This window comes from Acidovorax sp. (assembly GCF_046291265.1).
In the GTDB taxonomy this organism is placed as follows: domain Bacteria; phylum Pseudomonadota; class Gammaproteobacteria; order Burkholderiales; family Burkholderiaceae_C; genus Acidovorax.
Map to the genome: position 1 here is coordinate 10949 of NZ_JBKBTV010000027.1, position 21941 is coordinate 32889.

20 protein-coding genes are annotated in these 21941 nt (G+C 63.6%); 15 read left to right on the forward strand and 5 right to left on the reverse strand.

Annotation, left to right across the window (positions count from 1 at the left end; all coding sequences use genetic code 11):
• Nucleotides 1-147 precede the first annotated feature (147 nt).
• The 3 genes from lnt to fabB all read left to right on the forward strand — a co-directional run bounded on the left by lnt (nt 148) and on the right by fabB (nt 3692).
• Complete coding sequence (gene lnt / locus ACK41V_RS12150) at nt 148-1779, forward strand: apolipoprotein N-acyltransferase (protein WP_409782593.1); 1632 nt, start codon at nt 148-150, stop codon at nt 1777-1779.
• Nucleotides 1780-1938: 159 nt separating this feature from the next.
• Nucleotides 1939-2481 (forward strand): 3-hydroxyacyl-[acyl-carrier-protein] dehydratase FabA, encoded by a 543-nt coding sequence (fabA, locus tag ACK41V_RS12155; RefSeq protein WP_409782595.1) that lies wholly within the window; start codon nt 1939-1941, stop codon nt 2479-2481.
• The gene (fabB, locus tag ACK41V_RS12160) at nt 2478-3692 is read left to right on the forward strand and encodes a beta-ketoacyl-ACP synthase I (RefSeq protein ID WP_409782598.1); all 1215 of its coding nucleotides are present in this window, start codon (nt 2478-2480) and stop codon (nt 3690-3692) included. Before fabA ends, fabB begins: the two co-directional genes overlap by 4 nt.
• 89 nt (nt 3693-3781) lie before the next feature.
• On the opposite strand, the gene ACK41V_RS12165 is transcribed toward fabB, so the two are convergent.
• Nucleotides 3782-4702: a LysR family transcriptional regulator gene (locus ACK41V_RS12165; RefSeq protein ID WP_409782601.1), complete on the reverse strand. Its 921-nt coding sequence runs from the start codon at nt 4700-4702 to the stop codon at nt 3782-3784.
• A 186-nt stretch (nt 4703-4888) separates the two neighbouring features.
• Between ACK41V_RS12165 and ACK41V_RS12170 the strand changes: the two genes are divergently transcribed.
• The 7 genes from ACK41V_RS12170 (at nt 4889) to ACK41V_RS12200 (ending at nt 12669) form a co-directional block, all read left to right on the forward strand.
• Nucleotides 4889-5959, forward strand: a complete 1071-nt coding sequence (locus tag ACK41V_RS12170; protein WP_409782604.1) for a type II asparaginase — start codon at nt 4889-4891, stop codon at nt 5957-5959.
• 554 nt (nt 5960-6513) lie between these two features.
• A complete protein-coding gene (glyQ, locus tag ACK41V_RS12175) occupies nt 6514-7419 on the forward strand; it encodes a glycine--tRNA ligase subunit alpha (protein WP_409782608.1) in 906 nt (301 codons plus the stop codon).
• A gap of 11 nt (nt 7420-7430) precedes the next feature.
• Nucleotides 7431-9647 carry a glycine--tRNA ligase subunit beta gene (gene glyS, locus ACK41V_RS12180; protein WP_409782611.1) on the forward strand — a complete coding sequence of 739 codons (2217 nt, stop codon included), beginning with the start codon at nt 7431-7433 and terminating at the stop codon, nt 9645-9647.
• 52 nt (nt 9648-9699) lie between these two features.
• On the forward strand, nt 9700-10314 hold the full coding sequence (gmhB, locus tag ACK41V_RS12185; protein ID WP_409782614.1) for a D-glycero-beta-D-manno-heptose 1,7-bisphosphate 7-phosphatase: 615 nt from the start codon (nt 9700-9702) through the stop codon (nt 10312-10314).
• A 75-nt stretch (nt 10315-10389) separates the two neighbouring features.
• The gene (locus ACK41V_RS12190) at nt 10390-11175 is read left to right on the forward strand and encodes a lysophospholipid acyltransferase family protein (RefSeq protein WP_409782617.1); all 786 of its coding nucleotides are present in this window, start codon (nt 10390-10392) and stop codon (nt 11173-11175) included.
• Between the two features lie 9 nt (nt 11176-11184).
• On the forward strand, nt 11185-12180 hold the full coding sequence (locus ACK41V_RS12195) for a M48 family metallopeptidase (protein WP_409782707.1): 996 nt from the start codon (nt 11185-11187) through the stop codon (nt 12178-12180).
• A 69-nt stretch (nt 12181-12249) separates the two neighbouring features.
• A complete protein-coding gene (locus ACK41V_RS12200) occupies nt 12250-12669 on the forward strand; it encodes a rhodanese-like domain-containing protein (protein ID WP_409782620.1) in 420 nt (139 codons plus the stop codon).
• 209 nt (nt 12670-12878) lie between these two features.
• On the opposite strand, the gene lysM is transcribed toward ACK41V_RS12200, so the two are convergent.
• Complete coding sequence (lysM, locus tag ACK41V_RS12205) at nt 12879-13364, reverse strand: peptidoglycan-binding protein LysM (protein ID WP_409782623.1); 486 nt, start codon at nt 13362-13364, stop codon at nt 12879-12881.
• A 179-nt stretch (nt 13365-13543) separates the two neighbouring features.
• Between lysM and ACK41V_RS12210 the strand changes: the two genes are divergently transcribed.
• Nucleotides 13544-14332, forward strand: a complete 789-nt coding sequence (locus ACK41V_RS12210; protein WP_409782626.1) for a type III pantothenate kinase — start codon at nt 13544-13546, stop codon at nt 14330-14332.
• Between the two features lie 46 nt (nt 14333-14378).
• Here ACK41V_RS12210 and ACK41V_RS12215 read toward each other — a convergent pair whose 3' ends face one another.
• The 3 genes from ACK41V_RS12215 to ACK41V_RS12225 form a co-directional block, all read right to left on the reverse strand.
• Nucleotides 14379-15155 (reverse strand): tetratricopeptide repeat protein, encoded by a 777-nt coding sequence (locus ACK41V_RS12215; protein ID WP_409782629.1) that lies wholly within the window; start codon nt 15153-15155, stop codon nt 14379-14381.
• 62 nt (nt 15156-15217) lie between these two features.
• The gene (locus ACK41V_RS12220) at nt 15218-15880 is read right to left on the reverse strand and encodes a TetR/AcrR family transcriptional regulator (protein WP_409782632.1); all 663 of its coding nucleotides are present in this window, start codon (nt 15878-15880) and stop codon (nt 15218-15220) included.
• Between the two features lie 277 nt (nt 15881-16157).
• Nucleotides 16158-16748, reverse strand: coding sequence for a phasin family protein (locus tag ACK41V_RS12225; protein ID WP_409782635.1), 591 nt, complete (start codon nt 16746-16748; stop codon nt 16158-16160).
• 225 nt (nt 16749-16973) lie between these two features.
• Between ACK41V_RS12225 and ACK41V_RS12230 the strand changes: the two genes are divergently transcribed.
• From ACK41V_RS12230 to rfbA, 4 genes are all read left to right on the forward strand, one after another.
• Complete coding sequence (locus ACK41V_RS12230; protein WP_409782638.1) at nt 16974-18959, forward strand: SDR family oxidoreductase; 1986 nt, start codon at nt 16974-16976, stop codon at nt 18957-18959.
• Nucleotides 18960-19068: 109 nt separating this feature from the next.
• Nucleotides 19069-20157 carry a dTDP-glucose 4,6-dehydratase gene (rfbB, locus tag ACK41V_RS12235; protein WP_409782641.1) on the forward strand — a complete coding sequence of 363 codons (1089 nt, stop codon included), beginning with the start codon at nt 19069-19071 and terminating at the stop codon, nt 20155-20157.
• Nucleotides 20154-21044 carry a dTDP-4-dehydrorhamnose reductase gene (gene rfbD / locus ACK41V_RS12240; protein ID WP_409782644.1) on the forward strand — a complete coding sequence of 297 codons (891 nt, stop codon included), beginning with the start codon at nt 20154-20156 and terminating at the stop codon, nt 21042-21044. Before rfbB ends, rfbD begins: the two co-directional genes overlap by 4 nt.
• Before the next feature lie 12 nt (nt 21045-21056).
• The gene (gene rfbA, locus ACK41V_RS12245) at nt 21057-21941 is read left to right on the forward strand and encodes a glucose-1-phosphate thymidylyltransferase RfbA (protein WP_409782647.1); all 885 of its coding nucleotides are present in this window, start codon (nt 21057-21059) and stop codon (nt 21939-21941) included.

The window sequence follows — 21941 nt, forward strand, 5'->3', positions numbered from 1 at the left end:
TAGTGTCGTGTTTCATGTTATCTGGCACATAAAAAGGCGTCTTTTCGCCTCTGGCTGCGTTGCAAATCCTCGCGATACACCCGGTATCGCTCCGGTTTTCGCCTTGCCAAAGCCAAAAATCCAACCTTTTTATTTGTGCCATCAAGCGTGAAACACTGCACTAGAACCCTGGCAGGGCCGCGGCTTGCCCTGCAGGTGCCGCTGGCCGTGGTCGCCGGTTTGGCGCAGGCCGCATCGCTGGCTTGGCCGTTTAATGGACAACCCCTGTGGTGGCTGCAGCTGGTCTCGATGGCGGTACTGGCGTGGCTGGTGCGGCCGCGTGCGGACGAGGCCGTGGGCTGGCGGCGCGGCGCGCTGGTCGGTGGCGTGTTTGCCACGGCATGGCTGGCGAGCACCTTCTGGTGGCTGTTCATCTCCATGCACAACTACGGCGGCTTGCCCGCGCCGCTGGCCGTGGCGGCGGTGTTGGGGCTTGCCGCCTTTTTGGGCAGCTATTACGCCTTCGTAATAGGGCTATTTTGCCGTCTGGCGCCCGCCAATAAAGCACTGACTGCTCTGCTTTTCGGAGCGCTCTGGTTGCTAGCCGAGCTGGCGCGTGGTACCTTGTGGACGGGATTTCCGTGGGGTGCGGGTGGCTATGCGCATGTGGAAGGGCCGCTGTCTGTGCTCGCCCGCAGCGTGGGCGTGTATGGATTAGGCGCTGTGGCAGCCATCTTGGCCATGGGGGCGGTGCAGCTGCGAAGTGCCGATCTGCGCAGTGGGCGCACCTGGGCGCTCGCGCTGGTGGGCTGTGCCGTGCTGGTGATGGCCTCGCTGCAGCGCATGTGTGCCGTCGATCTGTGCCATACGCCGTCGCAGCGCCCGGCGCCCGCGCTGACTTTGGAGCTGCTTCAGGGCAATATCCCGCAAGACGAAAAATTTCAGGCCGGCAGTGGCGTGCCGATGGCGCTGCAGTGGTATGCCCAGGCCCTGCGGGATGCCAAGGCCGATCTGGTCGTCGCGCCCGAGACGGCGATTCCGCTGCTGCCCCAGCAACTGATACCGGGCTACCTGGAAGGCATCCAGACCCGTTACACCCAAGGGGCCCAGGCCGCGATGCTGGGCATTCCGATGGGTGATGAGGCATTGGGCTACACCAATTCGGTACTGGGCATGGCGCCGGGGAGTGGCGTGGAGCGGTATCGCTACGACAAGCACCACCTGGTCCCGTTTGGCGAGTTCATCCCGCCGTTCTTCAAGTGGTTCACCGCCATGATGAACATCCCGCTGGGCGACTTCAACCGGGGCGCCGTCGGGCAGGCCTCGTTTGCCTGGGCGGGGCAGCGCATTGCACCCAACATCTGCTACGAAGATCTTTTTGGCGAAGAACTGGGCGCACGGTTTGCCGACCCGGCCCAGGCGCCCACCGTGTTCGTCAACTTCAGCAACATTGGCTGGTTTGGCAACACCATCGCGATTGACCAGCATCTACACATCAGCCGCATGCGCGCGCTGGAGTTCGAGCGGCCCATGGTGCGTGCCACCAACACCGGCGCCACGGCCATCATTGACCACCGGGGGGTGGTCACGCACCAGCTGGAGCGCCACACCCGTGGTGTGCTCAAGGGCGAGGTGCATGGCCGGGGGCTGGATACGCAAAGCGGCTGGGCAATCACTCCTTATGCGTGGTGGGTGTCCCGCTGGGGCCTCTGGCCGCTGTGGATATTGGCGGGGTTGACGTTGTCGGCCGCCCTGTGGGCCAAGGTTGCTCAGAGGGGCGGCAGGGGCGGCCTCTCTTGATCCAGGTCACGCATCTCTGGACCCGCGCAGGGGGCTTGGGGCCACATTGTTTAGAGTTGACTCCCTATGCCTTGATAATGGAGCCCCGCAACCGGGGCTTGTGTTGCGTACAACGATGATTTGCAGCGGGCCCACCGCTGTTCTGGAGCACGACTGAAAATGGCAGATTCCTTTTCCTACGAACAACTGATCGCTTCGGGCGAGGGCCGGCTGTTCGGCGCTGACAGCGGGCGCCTGCCGCTGCCGCCCATGCTGATGTTCGACCGCATCACCCACATCGACAGCGATGGTGGTGCGCACGGACTGGGAAAGATCCGTGCCGAACTGGATGTGCGTCCCGACCTCTGGTTTTTTGACTGCCACTTCCAGGGCGACCCGGTCATGCCCGGCTGCCTGGGGCTCGATGCCATGTGGCAGCTCATCGGTTTTTACCTGACTTGGCTGCGCTTGCCGGGCAAAGGCCGCGCGCTGGGTGCGGGCGAGGTCAAGTTCACGGGCGAAGTGGGCCCCAACGTGAAGCTGGTGACGTACGAAATCGACATCAAGCGTGTGATCAAGCGCAAGCTGGTCATGGCCATTGGCGATGCGCGTCTGCTGGCCGACGGCCAGGAGATCTATGTGGCCAGTGACCTGCGCGTCGGCTTGTTCAAGCGCGAAGAGGTCGCCGCACCTGCCGGAGCCGAACAAGGAGCAGCAGCATGAAACGCGTGGTGATCACCGGCACGGGCATTGTTTCGTGCATTGGCAACGACATGGCCACCGTGTCGCAATCTCTGCGCGAAAGCCGCTCCGGCATCCGCGCGATGCCGCAGTTTGCCGAGCTGGGCATGCGCAGCCAGGTGGCGGGCGTGCCGCAGATCAACCTCGAAGAACTGATCGACCGCAAACAACTGCGCTTTATGGGCGATGCCGCGGCCTACGCCCACATCTCGCTGGCCAACGCGATTGCCGAAGCGGGCTTGACGCCCGAACAGGTGTCGCACCCGCGCACCGGCCTGATCATGGGCTCGGGCGGCGGCTCACCCGCCAACCAGATCGAAGCGGCCGACATTCTGCGCAGCAAGGGCATTCGCCGCGTGGGGCCGTACCAGGTCACGCGCTGCATGAGCTCCACCGTGTCTGCCTGCCTGTCGACCAACTTTGGCATCAAGGGCATCAACTATTCCATCACCTCGGCCTGCAGCACGTCGGCGCATTGCATTGGTGCAGCCGCCCAGCAGATCGCCTGGGGCATGCAGGACGTGATGTTTGCCGGTGGCGGCGAAGAAGTCACCTGGGGCATGGGCCTGCTGTTTGACGCCATGGGTGCCATGTCCAGCGCGTACAACGACACGCCCGAGAAGGCATCCCGTGCCTATGACGCCCACCGTGACGGCTTTGTGCTGTCCGGCGGCGGCGGCGCTGTGGTACTCGAAAGCCTGGAACACGCCCAGGCGCGCGGCGCCACCATTCTGGGTGAAGTGATCGGTTTTGGCGCCACGTCCGATGGCGCCGACATGGTCGCTCCGTCGGGCGACGGCGCGATTGCCTGCATGCGCCAGGCGATTTCGACGGTGACCGAACCCATCGACTACATCAACACCCACGGCACCTCCACCCCCGTGGGTGACGTGCCCGAACTGCGCGCCATTCGCGAAGTGTTTGGCGACGCGATTCCTCGCTTCTCCTCCACCAAGTCGCTCACCGGCCACTCGCTGGGCGCCACGGGTGTGCAGGAGGCCATCTATTGCCTGCTGATGCTGCGCGAGGGCTTCATCGCGGGTTCGGCCCACATCGAAACACTGGAACCCGCTGCCGAGGGCATGCCCCTGGTGCGCGAAACGGTGGATGCGCCCATTCGCACGGCACTGTCCAACAGCTTTGGTTTTGGCGGCACCAACGCCAGTTTGGTGCTCCGCCGTTGGGACAACTGATCCCACATTGACGCCTTGTGCGGCCCGCTGCCCTTTGGGTGGCGGGCCGTTTCTTTTTGCGCGGTGGGCGCTGGGGGCGCTCTGGGCGCTCAACGCAACGGTTGCCCGCCCGCGCGGGGCGACAACGCCTCGTGCAACAGCCCCGGCAACATCGCCAGCATGCGCGTGGCTTGCAGCCCCGGCGGCGACGATCGCGCGTGGTAGCTGTACAGCGAAATGGGTGGCAGCTCATGCAGCTCCAACGTCACCATGGTCGCGGGGTCCAGGTGCGTGGCGGTCAAGAAGTCCACCACGGTCCAGCCCATGCCCAGCCGCACCAGCTCCAGCGCCAGTTGGGACGTCTGCACCTGCATGCCGGGCCCTGCGGGCGTGCCCAGGCGCTGGGCGATGTCATCAATGGACTGCCGCATGGGGTCGTCCCCCACCAGCCGGATCACCGGCACCTGTGCCAACCGCGCGCTGCGCGAGCTGGCACGCGGCTGGCGCATCCACACCGACTGCGCCACGGCCAGGTACATGCGCCCACTCACCAGCAGATCACTGCCGATTTGCGGATGCGGGTGTTTGTAGAAACCCAGGCAAAAATCCACGCTGCGGGTGAGTAGAGCCTGTGTCATCTGATCTTGGTGGATGGTGCGTACTTCAATGCCTACCTGGGGGTAGCGCAGCGCATGTTGCTGCAGCAGGTGCGGCAGAAACTCGTGGCTCACCGCCGGTATGGCGGCCAGGCGCACATCGCCTGTGTCTGCCGCCGCCAGGTTGCGCGCGGTGCGGCGCAGTGCATCCAGCTGGCGGTGAATGCCGGTGGACTCTGCCGCCAGCACCTGAGCCTCTGGCGTGGGGGTCAGGCCTGCCGGGGTGCGCATGAACAGGCGGTAACCCAGCTGCAGTTCGGTGTGGGCCATCGCCTTGCTCACGGCGGACGGGGTGATGCACAGCAGGCGCCCTGCAGCGCTCATGTTGCCGGTCTGCAGCACTGCTTGAAAGACTTCGAGCTGTCGCAGGTTCATAGCCGATTCCTTCAAAACAATGGTGTGAGTGAAATTCACAAGGGATGGTTAATTATTCCGCATTGATGTGCATTGATCTCTCATAGGATGCCGCACCGCCGACAACAGGGCGGGCGCAGGATAAGCAAAAAAATGCGGGCCATCCGCCCCTGCGAAATTCAAAACACCTTTCAGGAGACTTCTTCCATGCGAATTTCACAACCTGCCCACCGCTGGCTCGCCGGCCTGCTGCTGTCCGCAGCCTCCGCCGTCGCCATGGCCCAGGCGGCCAAGCCCCACGTGGTAGTGCTGGCCACCGGTGGCACCATTGCCGGTGCGGGCGCATCGGCCGCCAACAGCGCCACCTATGCCGCTGCCAAGGTGCCCGTCGACAAGCTGCTGGCGGGTCTGCCAGAGTTGGCCAATGTGGCCAAGGTGTCTGGCGAACAGGTGTTCCAGATCGCATCGGAGAGTTTTACCAACGAGCATCTCTTCAAGCTGGGCCAGCGCGTCTCGGCCCTGTCCAAGCAGGCCGATGTGGACGGCATCGTCATCACCCACGGCACCGACACGCTGGAAGAAACCGCGTACTTCCTGAACTTGGTCGTGCGCACGAACAAGCCCATCGTGGTGGTCGGCTCCATGCGCCCCGGCACGGCCCTGTCGGCCGACGGCGCGCTGAACCTGTACGACGCCGTGAGCGTGGCGGCCAGCAAGGACGCCGTGGGCAAAGGCGTACTCGTCACCATGAACGACGAGATTCAGAGCGGCCGCGATGTGAGCAAGACCATCAACATCAAGACCGAGGCTTTCAAGAGCCAGTGGGGCCCGCTGGGCATGGTGGTCGAAGGCAAGAACTACTGGTTCCGCGCGCCGGTCAAGCGCCACACCGCCAATTCCGAGTTCAACATCGACGACATCCAGTCCCTGCCTGCGGTGGACATCGTCTACGGCTACAGCAACATGAACACCACGGGCATCGAAGCCTACGGCAAGGCGGGCGTCAAGGCTCTGATCCATGCCGGCACGGGCAATGGCTCGGTAGCAGCACAGGCGGTGGATTCGCTCAAGGCGCTGCGTGCCGCAGGCGTGCAGATCGTTTGCTCGGCCCGTGTGCCGGATGGTTTTGTGCTGCGCAATGCCGAGCAGCCCGACGACAAGTACGACTGGGTCGTGGCCCATGACCTGCGCCCGCAAAAGGCGCGCATCCTGGCCATGGTGGCCCTCACCAAGACCAACGACAGCAAAGAGCTGCAACGCATCTTCTGGGAATATTGAGCGCCCCCTGAGTCGCTTCGCGCCTTCCCCCTGAGGGGGACGCACCCGGTGGACTGGCGGAGCCAGATCCACGGGTGCACTGGTGGAAGATGCGCCCCGTGGAGGCGCAACGGGCGCGAACCGGGTGTGATCCGTGCAATGAACAACTGAAACGAGACTTGGCGCACGACACATGCGCCGACGGGCTGCCCGCAAAGGTGGTCACCGGTACGCACCGGCTTATAGCTCGCGTGACTGGTTGGGAAGGCTGGGGCTCCAAAAGGGCTCCGGCCTTTTTTCATCGCCGGGCCGCCCCAAGATGAAAAGCACCCCCTTGGGGGGCAGCGACCACACGAAGTGGGGAGCGTGGGGGCCTTTTTTCATGGGCTTGAGGGCCTGTTGCACCGTTTCCAGGGCGCCCCGCCGCAGCGCCGTAAAATGACCGGTTGCGCGCGCGATGCCCGCCCTGGTTGCCTTTGTGGGCTGCGGGCGCCGGGCTTGGCACGCACACCGCCTTTTTCTTTCCCCCTTTACTTGCCCGGCCCTGGCTTGCCAGTGCCTCAGCCACAGACGCCATGTTGACATTCCAGCAAATCATTTTGAAGCTGCAGTCCTATTGGGACGCGCAGGGTTGCGCCCTTTTGCAACCCTATGACATGGAAGTGGGCGCAGGCACCTCGCACACCGCCACCTTCCTGCGCGCCATTGGCCCTGAGCCGTGGAAGGCCGCCTACGTGCAGCCCAGCCGCCGCCCCAAGGACGGCCGATACGGCGAGAACCCCAACCGCCTGCAGCACTACTATCAGTACCAGGTGGTCCTGAAGCCCGCTCCTGCCAACATCTTGGAGCTGTACCTGGGCAGCCTCGAAGCGCTGGGCTTTGACCTGAAAAAGAACGACATCCGCTTTGTGGAAGACGACTGGGAGAACCCCACACTCGGCGCCTGGGGCCTGGGCTGGGAGGTGTGGCTCAACGGCATGGAAGTCACGCAGTTCACCTACTTCCAGCAGGTCGGCGGCATCGACTGCAAGCCTGCCACGGGCGAGATCACCTACGGCCTGGAGCGCCTGGCCATGTACCTGCAGGGCGTGGACAACGTCTACAACCTCAAGTGGACCGACACCCTGAGCTATGGCGATGTGTACAAGCAAAACGAGGTGGAGCAGTCCACCTACAACTTCGAGCACAGCGACGCCGACTTTTTGTTCACCGCCTTCAATGCGCACGAAAAGCAGGCGAAGTACCTGATGGAGCAGCAGCTGGCCTTGCCCGCGTATGAACAAGTGCTCAAAGGTGCGCACAGCTTCAACCTGCTGGATGCACGCGGCGCCATCAGCGTGACCGAGCGGGCCGCCTACATCGGCCGCATCCGCAACCTGGCCCGCGCCGTGGCGCAAAGCTACTACGAGAGCCGTGAGCGCTTGGGCTTCCCCATGGCGCCGCGCGAGTGGGTGGAACAGATGACGAAGAAGGCTGCTTGAGAAAAATGACGATGACCACCCAAAACCTCCTCGTTGAACTGTTTGTTGAAGAGCTGCCGCCTAAGGCGCTCCAGAAGCTGGGCGATGCCTTTGCCACCGTGTTGGCCGACCAGCTCAAGGCCCTGGGCCTGGCGTCCGCCGCGTCAGTGGTCACGCCCTTTGCATCGCCCCGCCGCCTGGCCGCGCATGTGACCGCCGTGGCCGACAAAGCGGCCGACAAGGCCGTGCAGCAAAAGCTCATGCCTGTGACGGTGGGCCTCGACGCCAGCGGCAACGCATCGCCCGCGCTGCTGAAAAAGCTGCAGGCGCTGGGCGCTGACGTGTCCGACCCGGCAGCCGCCGTCGCCGCACTCAAGCGCGCTCAGGACGGCAAGGCCGAAGCCCTGTTCTACGACAGCGTGGTGCCCGGCGCCACGCTGCAGGAAGGCCTGCAAAAGGCCTTGCTCGAAGCCCTGGCCAAGCTACCCATCCCCAAGGTGATGAGCTACCAGCTCGAAACCGACTGCGAACTGCCTGGCTGGAGCAGCGTGAACTTTGTGCGCCCCGCACACGGCTTGGTCGCGCTGCACGGCAGCACCGTCGTGCCGGTGAAGGCGCTCGGCCTCACGGCGGGCAACAGCACACAAGGCCACCGTTTTGAAGCCGCCGTGTCGCCCGTGGTGCTGGCGGATGCCGACAGCTACGCCGCCACGCTCAAGAAGGACGGCGCCGTGATCGCCTCCTTTGCCGAGCGCAAGGCCGAGATCGCCCGCCAGCTGGCCGCTGCCGCCGCCCAGGTGGGCAACGGCGCGCGCCCCATCGAAGACGAGGCATTGCTCGATGAAGTGACCGCGCTGGTGGAACGCCCCAACGTGGTCACCTGCTCGTTCGAGACCGAGTTCCTCGGCGTGCCGCAGGAATGCCTCATCCTCACGATGAAGGCCAACCAGAAGTACTTCCCGCTGCTGGACGCCGCGGGCAAGCTGACCAACAAGTTCCTGGTGGTCAGCAACATCAGCCCCGAAGACACGAGCTTTGTGACCGGCGGCAACGAGCGCGTGGTGCGCCCGCGCCTGGCCGATGCCAAGTTCTTCTTTGACCAAGACCGCAAAAAGACCCTGGCATCGCGCGTAGAAGGCCTCGGCAAGGTGGTCTATCACAACAAGCTGGGCACCCAGGGTGAACGCGTGGAGCGCGTTAGGTCAATAGCCAAAGCCATTGCCACGCAATTGGGCGACGCTGCCTTGGTCGCAGATGCCGACAAAGCCGCGCAACTGGCCAAGACCGACCTCGTGACCGACATGGTGGGCGAGTTCCCGGAGCTGCAGGGCATCATGGGCGGCTACTACGCGCTCAACGACGGTCTGGGCGAGACCGTGGCGCACGCCATCGAAGACCACTACAAGCCCCGTTTTGCGGGTGACACGTTGCCGCGCAACACCGCCGGCGTGGTGGTGGCGCTGGCCGACAAGCTCGAAACCCTGGTGGGCATGTTCGGCATCGGCAACCTGCCCACCGGCGACCGCGATCCGTTTGCGCTGCGCCGCCATGCGCTGGGCGTGATTCGGATGCTGGTCGAGAAGGACTTGTCTCTGGACCTCGGTGTGCTGGTGCAACTTGCTATCGGATCTTCGGACCAACTGGGACTGAAGGTAGGCGGGTCCGACGCAATTTTGGTGCGCGGTACAGGAGCGGTTGTCAGTGACATCATTCCTCTGCGACCAGATACCGCATCGCTCCTTGCGGATTTCATCTACGACCGCCTGGCCGGCAGCCTGCGCGAGCAGGGTTACAGCGCCCAGGAAGTCGACGCCGTGCTGGCCCTGCGCCCGCAGCGCCTGGCCTTGGTCGAAAAGCAACTCGCCGCCGTGCGCGCCTTCGCCGCACTGCCCGAAAGCCCGGCCCTGGCCGCTGCCAATAAGCGCGTGGGCAACATCCTCAAGAAGGCCGAGGTCGAAGGCGCCGTGGACGCCCACGTGAACCCCGATCTACTGCAGGAAAAAGCCGAGCAGGACCTGTACGCCGCGCTGCAGCGCTTTGTGCCCGAGGCCAATGCCCAGTTCGACGCGGGCGATTACACCGCCAGCCTGCAGACGCTGGCCGTGCTGCGCGCCCCGGTGGACGCATTCTTCGACGACGTCATGGTCAACGCCGAGCAGCTGGATGTGCGGATGAATCGCCTGGGCTTGCTCAAGATGCTGCACAACGCCATGAACCGCGTGGCCGACCTCTCGCGCCTGGCGGTTTGACCGGTTTGCACAAGCTGATAGGCTGGCGCTTCTCACAAGGCACACCGACCCTATGAAACTCGTCATCCTTGGCCGCGACGGCACCCTCAATCCGGTGGCGGACGACTACATCACCTCGCCGGACGAGTGGAGCGCCATGCCGGGCGCACTCGAAGCCGTGGCGCGGCTCAACCACGCGGGCTGGCATGTGGTGGTGGCCACTAACCAGCCGGGGCTGGGGCGGGGTTTGTTTGATGTGATGGCGCTCAACGCCATTCATACCAAGATGCACCGCCAGGTGGCAGCCGTGGGCGGGCGCATTGATGCGGTGTTTTATTGCCCCCATGCCGCTGACGAAGACTGCACCTGCCGCAAGCCTTTGCCCGGTTTGCTGGAGCAGATTTGCGATCGCTACGGGGTGGAGCGCCATGATGTGCAGGTGGTGGGCAGTAGCTCAGCACATTTGCAGGCGGGGGCCGCGATAGGTGCACGTCTGCACCTGGTGTGCACGGGTCAGTCGGCGCAGGTGGTGCCAGGGGGCGCGCTGCCCGCCGGGTTGCCGCCAGGTACCCGGGTGCATGCCAGCCTGGGCGATTTTGTGGACCAGTTGTTGCCCGTGGTGCTGGCGTCGGCCACCCCTGCGCCCGTGCATGCATCGGTGCCTGTGCCTGGCGCCGTCATCGTCTGATGTTTGGCGTCGCTATTTAATTGATAGCTGTTGGCGCTTAATATATAAGCGCTAGCGGCCAAAAACACTATAAAAATGGCTTTTCTCCGCTCTGTCATTCACTTTCTCTGGATGGGCATCACCGTGGTGCCCTACACCTTGGCCATCATGCTGGGCTCGTTGTTCGGCATGCGCGGCCGGCCGCTGTACCGCATTGCGCGGGCGTGGCTGTCGCTGTGCATCAGCAGCGCCCGGATGCTTCTGGGCGTGCGCGCCAACGTGATGGGCATGGAAAACCTGCCCCAGGGCGAGAACGCGGGGGCCGTGCTGCTGGTCAAGCACCAGTCCACGTACGAGACCTTTTTGATGCCCGCGATCATGCCGCACCCCCTGGCGTACGTGTTCAAGAAGGAACTGCTGCACGTACCGTTTTTTGGCTGGTCCATCGGGCGGCTGGACATGATCCACATCGACCGTGACCAGCGCACCCAGGCTTTCCACAAGGTGGTGCAGCAGGGCAAGGACCTGCTGGCCAAAGGCGTCTGGATCATCATGTTCCCCGAAGGCACACGCATCGAGCGCGGGCAAAAGGGCAATTACAAGACCGGCGGCACGCGCCTGGCCATCGACACCGGCGCGCCGGTGGTGCCGATTGCCGTGACGTCTGCCAAAGTCTGGCCGCGCAAGGCTTTCATCAAGCGCCCGGGCGTGGTGGATGTGTCCATCGGCAAACCCATCTCCAGCGTGGGCCGCAAGCCCGATGAGCTGATGCGCGAGGTGGAAGCCTGGATCGAGGCCGAGATGCGCCGCCTGGACCCGGATGCGTACCCCGCCGTGGTCATCCCGGCCGCCAGAAACACCGAAGCGCCCCACGGAAAGTAGCCCATCGTGATGCAGCGGCTTGTGCAGTTGGCGCTGGACCTTTTCGATCCGCCTCCCTCACCGGCGGCGGCATCGGCACCCGCCCCTGCACCCGTTGTAGTGCCGGGGGGCAATGTTGCAGATTTCAAGCCAAAAGTGCCTCTAGCGCTTGATGGTCAAGCGCTGGTAGCTCCTAAAACCGTAGTGAATCGACCCACGGCACCCGCCGTGCCGTTGCCATCGCTGCTGTCCCCCGCCGAGTTCCGCCACCCGCAAGCCAGCCGCGAAGTGTTGCTGGGCGATGCCGTGGTGGCCTACGCACTGCAGCGCGCACGGCGCCGCACCATCGGCTTCACCGTCGGTGCCGATGGACTCGCGGTGCGCGCGCCCAGCTGGGTCACGCTGGGGGCTGTGGACGCCGCACTGCGCGAGAAGTCCGACTGGATTCTGCGCAAGCTGTCAGAAGCGCGCGACCGCCAGCAGCGCATGGAAGGTGGCCGCATTGTCTGGGCCAATGGCGCCGTGCTGCCCTATCTGGGCGAACCGTTGACTGTGGTGCTGGACCCCAGCCACGGGTTCGCTGGCAAGGGCGGGGCGCTGGTCGCAGCGGTGGAGCAGGGCAGTGGCTCTACTACACGCAGCTTGCACATTGGCCTGCCCCACAGCGCCAACCCCGCCCAAATCCGCGACGCCGTGCAAGCCTGGCTGATGCGCGACGCGCGCCGCCACTTCACCACGCGGCTGGACCACTTTGCCCCGCTGCTCGGCGTGCGCTGGGCCAGCCTGCGCCTGTCGAGCGCCCAAACCCGCTGGGGCAGCGCCAAGGCCGATGGCTCCATCCGCCTGAACTGGCGCCTGCTGCACTACCGCCCGGCCGTCATCGACTACGTGGTGGCGCACGAGCTGGCCCACCTGCGCGTGATGGACCACAGCCCGCGCTTTTGGGACACCGTGGCCACGGTGGTGCCGGACTATGCGGAACTACGCAGCCGCTTGCGTGAAGAGCCCGCCCCGCTGTGGGAGTAGGCGCCCCGCAGCGAACGCGCGGCGCGCTGAGTGACCGACTGGATGCGAAATGACAAAGAGGAGACTGGAATGAACACCCCCCAACCCGTGACCCCCGCCGAAGGCTATGCAGGAGACATCACGCCCCAACAGGCCTGGCAATGGGTACAGGCCGGCCAAGCCGTGCTGGTGGACGTGCGCACCGATGCCGAACGTGAATGGGTCGGTCACGTACCTGGCGCTGTGCCCGTGGCGTGGAAACAGTGGCCGGGCATGGCCATGAACGCGGAGTTTGATGCGCAGATGCGTACGGCTGTGCCTGACGGCGCGCGCGCTGTACTGCTGTGCCGCAGTGGCGTGCGCTCCATTGCCGCTGCACGCCGTGCCACCGAGCTCGGCATCACGGCGTACAACATCCTCGAAGGTTTTGAAGGCGACGCCGACGCGACGGGCCAGCGCGGCAAGAAGGGCGGCTGGCGGTTTCACGGCCTGCCGTGGAAGCAGGGTTGATGCTCACAAAAAATAGCTGCTAGCGCTTATTGGGTAAGCGATAGCAGCCGATTTGTTCAAAATTTTTCCTCCCCGCGCGGGCCCTGTGTCCAGTTCGTCGCGGTCCTTGCACCTCCACGGCCCAAGTCAGTGCACCCGTGGAACCGGCTTCGCCGGGCCGCCGGGTGCGTCCCCCTCTTGTGGGATGGCGCCGCAGGCGACTCAGGGGGTTACTTAGCCTGCGGAATGCGGAGTTTCTGGCCTGGGTAGATCTTGTCAGGGTGCGACAACATGGGCTTGTTGGCCTCAAAGATCGCGGGGTACTTGTTGGCATCGCCGTAGAACTTTTTGGCGATGGCGCTCAGTGTGTCGCCGCGCACCACGTCGTGGTACTGGGCTTCGGGCTCGGGGTTGGTCACGTCCATCTGGTTGTCGACGCTGGTCACGCTGGCCACGTTGCCGCAACACAAGGTGATTTTTTCCTTGGCGCCCTGCGTGGGGGCTGTGCCCTTCACGGTGACCTTGCCTTCAGGGCCTTCAAAGGCAACCTGCACGTTGCTGGCGCCCAGGTTCTGCGCCGTGATGTAGGTCTCGATGGCTTTGGCGGCCTTGGCGTTGAGTTCGTCTTGCGTGGGGGCTGCGGCAGTGGCTGCCTGTGCCTCTTTGCCGCCGAACAGCTTCTCGCCGGCTTCCTTGATAAAACTGAAAAGACCCATGTCATACCTCCTGATGTTGCAGAAACAAGGAAGACCACTGTAGCGGCAAAGCCTGTCGACGACGTGTCGGACAGGCGCGCGAAACGATTTTTCACAATGTTGGGGCGTGTGCCTGCTGTGGGGCCTGGCTTGTCGCCGCCGATTCAGTCCCTTGAACAAAACTCGGGATAATCCGCCGCATGACTTTCTTGGCCATCGACGTCGGTAACACCCGTCTCAAATGGGCGTTGTACGACGCTCCCCGCCCCGGGGCTGCGCTCATTGCGCATGGCGCCGAGTTTCTCGACCACATTGACCGGCTGGCCGAAGGCAGCTGGGCGTCGCTGCCCCACCCGGAGCGCATGTTGGGCTGCGTGGTGGCGGGCGATGCCGTCAAACGCCGCGTGCAAGAGCAGATGGAACTCTGGGATGTCACCCCCTCGTGGGTGGTGTCATCGGCGCAGGAGGCGGGGCTGACCAACGGCTACGACCACCCCTCGCGCCTCGGTTCGGACAGATGGGTGGCCATGATCGGCGCGCGCCACCATGTGCTGGCTCAAGGCCCCGCACGGCCGCTGGTGGTGGTGATGGTGGGCACGGCGGTCACGGTGGAGTGCATTGACGTGGATGGACGCTTTATGGGCGGGCTCATCCTGCCGGGCCACGGCATCATGCTGCGCGCCCTCGAGTCCGGCACCGCGGGCCTGCATGTGCCCACGGGCGAAGTGCGCATGTTCCCCACCAACACCAGTGATGCGCTGACCAGTGGCGGCACCTACGCCATTGCGGGCGCTGTGGAGCGCATGGTGCAGCACGTCATCCAGCACTGCGGCGAAGAGCCCGCGTGCCTGATGACCGGCGGCGCGGGCTGGAAGATGGCGCCCAGCATGACACGGCCGTTTGAGTTGATGGACAACCTGATTTTTGACGGCCTGCTAGAGATTGCATCGCGGCGCTTTGCTGACACGCCAGCCGCTGCGGCCACCTAGAAAACAAGGTTTAGGCCGAGCCAGGCGGCGGTAGCCCGAGGGCGTGTTACTCCTCTTCGAGTTCGGCACGCGCCATTTCTACGTCGAGCCGCTCCATGGCGTCGGCGGGCTCGCTGGATGCAGCTTTTTCGTACAGTACGGTGGCCTCCTGCATCTTCTTGTCGCCTTCGAGCATGACGAGGGCATTGGCGTACTCGATCATGCCAATGGCCGAGCCCGGGTTGAGTTTCAGCGCCTCCTGGAACAGCTTGAGGCCGGTGTCCTTCTTGGCGCCGTATGTCATGCCACCAATCAGCGAGCCCACCTTGTCGATCACTTCGGCATGGAATGCGCCCAGCGCAATGCGGGCGTCTGCGTGTTTGGGGGACAGCGCAATCGATTTTTCGAGCGACTCTTTCACTTTGCCCCCCAGCCCTTGGGCTAAGGCCTTGGCGACGCTGATGCCTTGGCTGTAGCGGCCTAAAGCGTAGGCGTGCCAATACCACGCGTTGGCGTTGTCGGGTTCGCTCGCAGCCTGGGCCTCTGCACGTTCTGCCACCTGGGTAAAAAGATCCAGCCGTGTTTTCTCTTTCTGCTCCAGGTAGTTGGCGTAGATGGAGGTGGCCTTGTTCGCGACGGTGATGCCCGCACCACCCGCAGCCAGGCCCGCGGCAGCGGCCTTCTCGAAATCTCCGTTGTGGAACAGCGCCCAGGCGTCCAGCACGGCGGCATCCTTGGGGCAGGGCTCGGCATCGCCACTGTGCAGTCGCGCCCATTGCTTCTTGATGCTGGCAGCATCAAACGCGTAGTCGCCTGCGTGGGGGAAGGGGGTCCATTTGGCCATGGTGTTTGTCTCCTGAGGTTCTTGTTGGCTTGTGTGGCGCGTGACGCGTGGCGGGGGCTGGGTCAGGTGGGTACTGGCGCATAGGCGCCCACCAGTTCCAGCAGATGGGCACGCTGGCCACTTTCGAGGTAGGGCATCAGCAGGTTGAGCACGTGATGGGCGCCGCGCAACAATGCTGCCTGGGCGCTTTCAGGCTCCAGTGCACGGCGTGGGTCGCGCACATATTCGAAGCTGAGCCAGTAGGTCAGCACGACCACCATGCTGGTGGCAATGGCCTCCAGCTCGCGCGAGTCGATGTGCAGGGTGTCCGCGCGGCCCATGCCGTCGAGCATGGTGCGCACGGCGCGGGTCTTGTTTTTGAGGATGGCCTGAAAGTGTGTCTCCAGACGCCGGTTCTTGGAGAGCAGATCGTTCAGGTCGCGGTACAGAAAGCGGTACTGCCAGATCAGCTCGAACAGCGTGTGCATGAAGAACCACGCGTCCTCCACATTGCGCACACCATCGGCGGCGGCCAGAAGCTCGGTGAGCGAGGTTTCGTAGCGATCAAACAGCGCGTTGATCAGCTCGTCTTTGGCCGGATAGTGGTAGTACAGATTGCCAGGGCTGATGCGCAGCTCGGCCGAAATCAGGGTGGTGGAGACGTTGGGTTCGCCGAACCGGTTGAACAGGTCCAGCGTCACTTCCAAGATGCGTTCTGCGGTGCGGCGTGGCGCTTTCTTCACCATGTGTGCGGGCCCCTTCGCGTCGTTGTAGGTCGTTGTTTCGATGTCTCTGGGGGCTACTCTAACCCACGCAGAAATGCTGCAGTGCGACATGAGGCAGGGTGTGGGCCTCCAGCGATTCGCGCCAGATCGTTCCTTGCCTCGCTGCTTACATGACTGCTTGTATCGCAGCCCGTAGGCTTTCGCAAAATAAAAAAAGGCCGACACGCTGTGGGCGTGTCGGCCTTTGGGCATGGGGCCATGTAATGCGGGCGGGGCCCGAACGGCTACCGGTGCGCGATCAGCTGGCCGAAGGGGCGTTGGTGCCCGTGGCTGCTGCACGGGTTGCGGGCTTCTTGGCGGCAGCCTTCTTGGCCGGTGCTGCCTTGACGGCGGGCTTGGCTGCGGGCTTGCGAGGAGTGGCTACCTTAGCGGCCGACTTCTTGGCGGGGGCTTTGGCCGCAGGCTTGGCTGCCGCTTTTGCCGGGGCCGACTTGCCCTTGGACAAAGCGTCAACGCGGGCGCTCAGTGCTTCCAGGTCGCGTGCAGAAGGAACGCCCAGCTTGGACAAGGCCTTGGCTACGCGGTCTTCAAAGATGTTTTCCAGCTTGTCCCACTGACCTTGGGCCTTGGAACCAATGTCGGTGGCCATGTTGGTCACGCGGCTGGTGGCTTCAGAGATTTTCTCTTCGGCAACGGCCTGGGTCTTGCGTTGAATGGTCAGGCCTTCCTTGACCAGAGATTCAAATACCTTGCCGCCTTCTTCCTGGGCTTTGGAGAAAGCACCCAAGCCAGCCAGCCAGATCTGCTGTGCGGAGTCTTTGACGGTGCTGGACAGTTGGGCGTTGCTCTTTTTCTTGTCGGCGCTGAGTTTCTGCAGTTTCTTGACCATGGGGCCTCCGGTGTGCGGGTGGGTTGGGTTTGCCAGGGCGGGCCGCCTCTGACGCATGGCCGCACTTTACGCCGCGATGCGCCGCGGGTGTAGGCGCACGCTCCTAAAACCGTAGAGCGTCGCACCTAGCCGAAAGCAGGCGAGGGCTTCAAACTGCGCGGGTTTGTGCTGAATCGGTGCGGCGACGCCTTGCGCAAGAATCAAGAAATCTCAGAGGAGTTTTCCATGCAGTATTTCGTGACGGGAGCAACGGGGTTCATTGGCAAGCGGCTGGTCAAGAAGCTGCTGGAGCGCAAGGGGGCCACTGTGCACTTCCTCATCCGCAGGGAAAGTGCGGACAAGGTGGCCGATCTTCGCAGCTTCTGGGGTGTGAGTGCGGCCCGTGTCTTGCCGGTGTTTGGCGACCTCACGGCAAAGAAACTGGGCGTTGCAGGTGAAGACGTCAAAAAGCTCAAAGGGCAGATCGACCATTTCTTTCATCTGGCGGCGGTGTATGACCTGGGTGCCGACGAAGAGACACAGGCCGCCGTGAACATCGAGGGCACGCGCAACACGGTGGACCTGGCCAAAGCCATCGACGCGGGGCATTTTCACCATGTCTCGTCCATTGCGGCTGCCGGCCTGTACGAAGGCGTGTTCCGCGAAGACATGTTCGAGGAGGCCGAAGGCCTGGACCACCCGTACTTCCAAACAAAGCACGAGAGCGAAAAGATTGTGCGCAAGGATTGCAAGGTGCCCTGGACGGTGTACCGCCCGGCCATGGTGGTGGGCGACAGCACCACGGGCGAGATGGACAAGATCGACGGGCCTTACTACTTCTTCAAACTCATCCAGCGCCTGCGCCAGTTGCTGCCGCCCTGGATGCCCACCGTGGGCCTGGAAGGCGGGCGTGTGAACATTGTGCCGGTGGACTTCGTGGTGAACGCGCTCAACGTCATCAGCCACCAGCAGTCCATCACCAAGAAGTGTTTTCATCTAGTGGACCCGGTGGGGTACCGCGTGGGCGACGTGCTGGACATCTTCAGCCGTGCTGCGCACGCGCCGCGCATGAACCTGTTCATCAATGCCGCACTGTTGGGCTTCATCCCCAAGAGCGTGAAGAAAAGCCTGATGGCCATGGCGCCGGTGCGCCGCGTGCGCAATGCCATCATGAAGGATCTGGGCCTGCCCGAGGAGATGCTCACTTTTGTGAACTACCCCACGCGCTTCGACTGCCGAGAAACCCTGGCGGCGCTCAAGGGTTCGGGCGTGACCTGCCCCAACCTCAAGGACTACGCCTGGCGCCTGTGGGACTACTGGGAGCGCAACCTCGACCCTGAACTGTTCATCGACCGCAGTCTCAAGGGCACGGTGGCGGGCAAGGTGGTGCTGGTCACGGGGGGCTCCTCGGGCATTGGCTTGGCGGCCGCCCACAAATTCGCCGAGGCGGGCGCCACCACCGTCATCTGCGGGCGTGACCAGGTCAAGCTCGACGAGGCCTGCGCCGAGGCCAAGGCCAAGGGCTACGAGTTCATCGCTTATGCCGCGGACATCGCCGATATGGTGGACTGCGACCGCTTCGTGCAATTGCTCATCGACAACCACGGCGGTGTGGACTTTTTGATCAACAACGCGGGCCGCTCGATCCGCCGCGCCATTGAATCGAGCTACGACCGCTTCCACGACTACGAGCGCACCATGCAGCTCAACTACTTTGGCTGCCTGCGCGTGACCATGGGCTTTTTGCCCGGCATGGTGGCCAAGCGCAAGGGGCATGTGGTCAATATCAGCTCCATTGGTGTGTTGACCAATGCGCCGCGCTTTTCAGCATATGTGGCCAGCAAGGCGGCGCTCGATGCCTGGACACGCTGCGCATCGAGCGAGTTCGCCGACCAGGGCATCACCTTTAGCACCATCAACATGCCGCTGGTGCGCACGCCCATGATCGCGCCCACCAAGATTTACAACAACGTGCCGACCCTGGCGCCCGAGGAGGCGGCAGACATGATTGCGCAGGCCTGTATCTTCAAGCCCGTGCGCATCGCCACGCGGCTGGGCATTACCGGGCAGGTGTTGCATGCGCTGGTGCCGCGCGTGGCGCAGATCGCCATGAACACCAGCTTTCGCATGTTCCCGGATTCGACGGCCGCCAAGGGTAGCAAAGATGCGAAACCGCAGCTGTCCGCAGAGGCCGTGGCCTTGCAGCAGATGATGCGTGGCATCCACTTCTGACGCGAAATCGAGCCCGCACCGGCTGTTGGACTCTGTTACGACACCGCCGTCGGGCCGGGGTGGGATAATTGCAGGCTTTGCCGCAAGGCATTTCAAAACGGCCCACCCCATGATTTTGGTTACCGGCGGCGCAGGTTTCATCGGCGCCAATTTTGTACTTGACTGGCTTGCTGCATCGAGCGAGCCCGTTGTCAACCTCGACAAGCTCACCTACGCGGGCAATCTGCACAACCTGGACGGGGTCAAGGGCGATGCACGCCACATCTTCGTGCAGGGCGATATTGGCGACACCGCCCTGGTGGCCCGCCTGCTGGCCGAGCACAAGCCGCGCGCCGTGGTGAACTTTGCGGCCGAATCGCATGTGGACCGCTCCATCCACGGGCCCGAGGATTTCATCCAGACCAACATCGTCGGCTCGTTCCGCCTGTTGGAGGCCGTGCGCGCTTACTGGGGCGCACTGCCCGAAGGCGAGCGCAAAGCCTTCCGCTTCCTGCATGTCTCCACCGACGAGGTGTATGGCTCGCTCGCACCCACGGACCCGGCCTTTGCCGAGACGCGCGGTTTCGAGCCCAACAGCCCCTACAGCGCCAGCAAGGCGGCCAGCGACCACCTGGTGCGCGCCTGGCACCACACCTATGGCCTGCCGGTGCTGACCACCAACTGCAGCAACAACTACGGGCCCTACCACTTCCCCGAGAAGCTGATTCCGCTGATGATCGTCAACGCCCTGGCCGGCAAGAACCTGCCGGTCTACGGCGACGGCATGCAGGTGCGCGACTGGCTCTATGTGAAGGACCACTGCAGTGCCATCCGCCGCGTTCTGGAAGCTGGCACGCCGGGCCAGACCTACAACGTGGGCGGCTGGAACGAGAAGCCCAACATCGAGATCGTGAACCAGGTGTGCAGCTTGCTCGACGAACTGCGCCCTCGCGCCGACGGCCAGAGCTACATGGCCCAGATCACGTACGTGAAGGACCGCCCCGGCCACGACCGCCGCTACGCCATCGACGCGCGCAAGATCGAACGCGAGCTGGGCTGGAAGCCTGCCGAGACCTTCGACACCGGCATCCGCAAGACCGTGCAGTGGTATTTGGACCATGCCGACTGGGTGGCCAGCGTGCAGACCGGCTCCTACCGCGACTGGGTGCAGACCCAGTATGCGCAGGAGTCTGCGGCTGTGGCGGACGCCAGCGCATGAACATCCTGCTCTTCGGCAAAGGCGGCCAGGTCGGCTGGGAGCTGCAGCGTAGCCTGTCGGTGCTGGGTACGGTCACGGCGCTGGACTTTGATAGCACCGAGCTTTGCGGTGACTTTTCAAACCCGGCCGGCGTGGCCGAGACGGTGCGCACCCTACGTCCCAACGTCATCGTCAATGCCGCAGCCCACACCGCCGTCGACAAGGCCGAGGGCGAACCTGAGTTCGCCCACGCCCTCAATGCGACCACCCCCGGCGCCATCGCGCAGGAGGCTGCGAAGCTGGGCGCTTGGCTCGTGCACTACAGCACCGACTATGTGTTCGATGGTAGTGGCACCCGTCCTTGGGTGGAAACCGATACGCCTGCGCCCCTGAGCGTCTATGGCCGCACCAAGCTCGAAGGCGAACAGCTCATCCAGCAATCGTGCGCCCAACACCTCATCCTGCGCACCAGCTGGGTCTACGCTGCGCGCGGCGGCAACTTCGCCAAGACCATGCTGCGTCTGGCACAGGAGCGAGAGCGCCTGACCGTGATTGACGACCAGTGGGGTGCCCCGACTGGGGCTGATTTGCTGGCAGACGTGACCGCCCACGCGCTGCGCCATCTGCAGCAGCGCCCGCAGGACGCGGGTCTGTACCACTGCGTGGCAGGCGGCGAAACCAACTGGCATTTGTATGCAAAAGAGGTGCTATCGCTTGCTGCACAAGCGCAACCAGCTATCAATTTAAAAGCGACTGAAGTTGCCGCTGTTCCCACCACGGCGTTTCCAACGCCCGCCGCGCGCCCGCACAACTCGCGTCTGGATACGACCCACCTGCAGAACACTTTCGGATTGCGTCTGCCGCCATGGCAAGTGGGTGTCGCGCGCATGCTTACCGAAATCCTTTGAATGGCCTCTGACATGACCCAACGCAAAGGCATCATCCTCGCCGGAGGCTCCGGCACCCGACTGCATCCGGCAACGCTTGCCATCAGCAAGCAACTCCTGCCGGTGTATGACAAGCCGATGATCTATTACCCGCTTAGCACCCTGATGCTGGCAGGCATCCGCGAGATCCTCATCATCAGCACCCCGCAGGACACGCCGCGGTTCGAGCAACTGCTGGGCGATGGCAGCCAGTGGGGCATCCGCCTTGAATACGCCATACAGCCCAGCCCCGATGGTCTCGCGCAGGCGTTCCTCATCGGCGAACAGTTCCTGGGCGATTCGCCCAGTGCGCTGGTACTGGGCGACAACATTTTCTACGGCCACGACTTCCATGAACTGCTGGGCAGTGCGATGGCCCGCACTGAGGGCGCCAGCGTATTTGCCTACCACGTGCAAGACCCAGCGCGCTACGGCGTGGCGGAGTTTGATGCGCACGGAAAGGTGCTGTCGCTGGAGGAGAAACCGCAGTCGCCCAAATCAAGCTACGCCGTGACGGGCCTGTACTTTTACGATAACCAGGTGGTGGATCTGGCCCGGGGGCTCAAACCTTCAGCGCGGGGCGAGTATGAGATCACCGACCTCAATCGCCTGTACTTGGAGCAGGATCAGCTCAATGTGGAGATCATGGGGCGTGGCTACGCGTGGCTGGACACCGGTACACACGAGAGCTTGTTGGAAGCGGGGCAGTTCATCGCCACGCTGGAACACCGCCAGGGGTTGAAGATTGCGTGTCCAGAAGAGATTGCTTGGCGGTATCAGTGGATTGACAGCGTGCAGCTGGAGCGTTTGGCCCATCCGTTGATCAAAGGCGGCTATGGTCAGTATCTGCTTCGGGTGCTCAAAGAAAAAATTTATTGA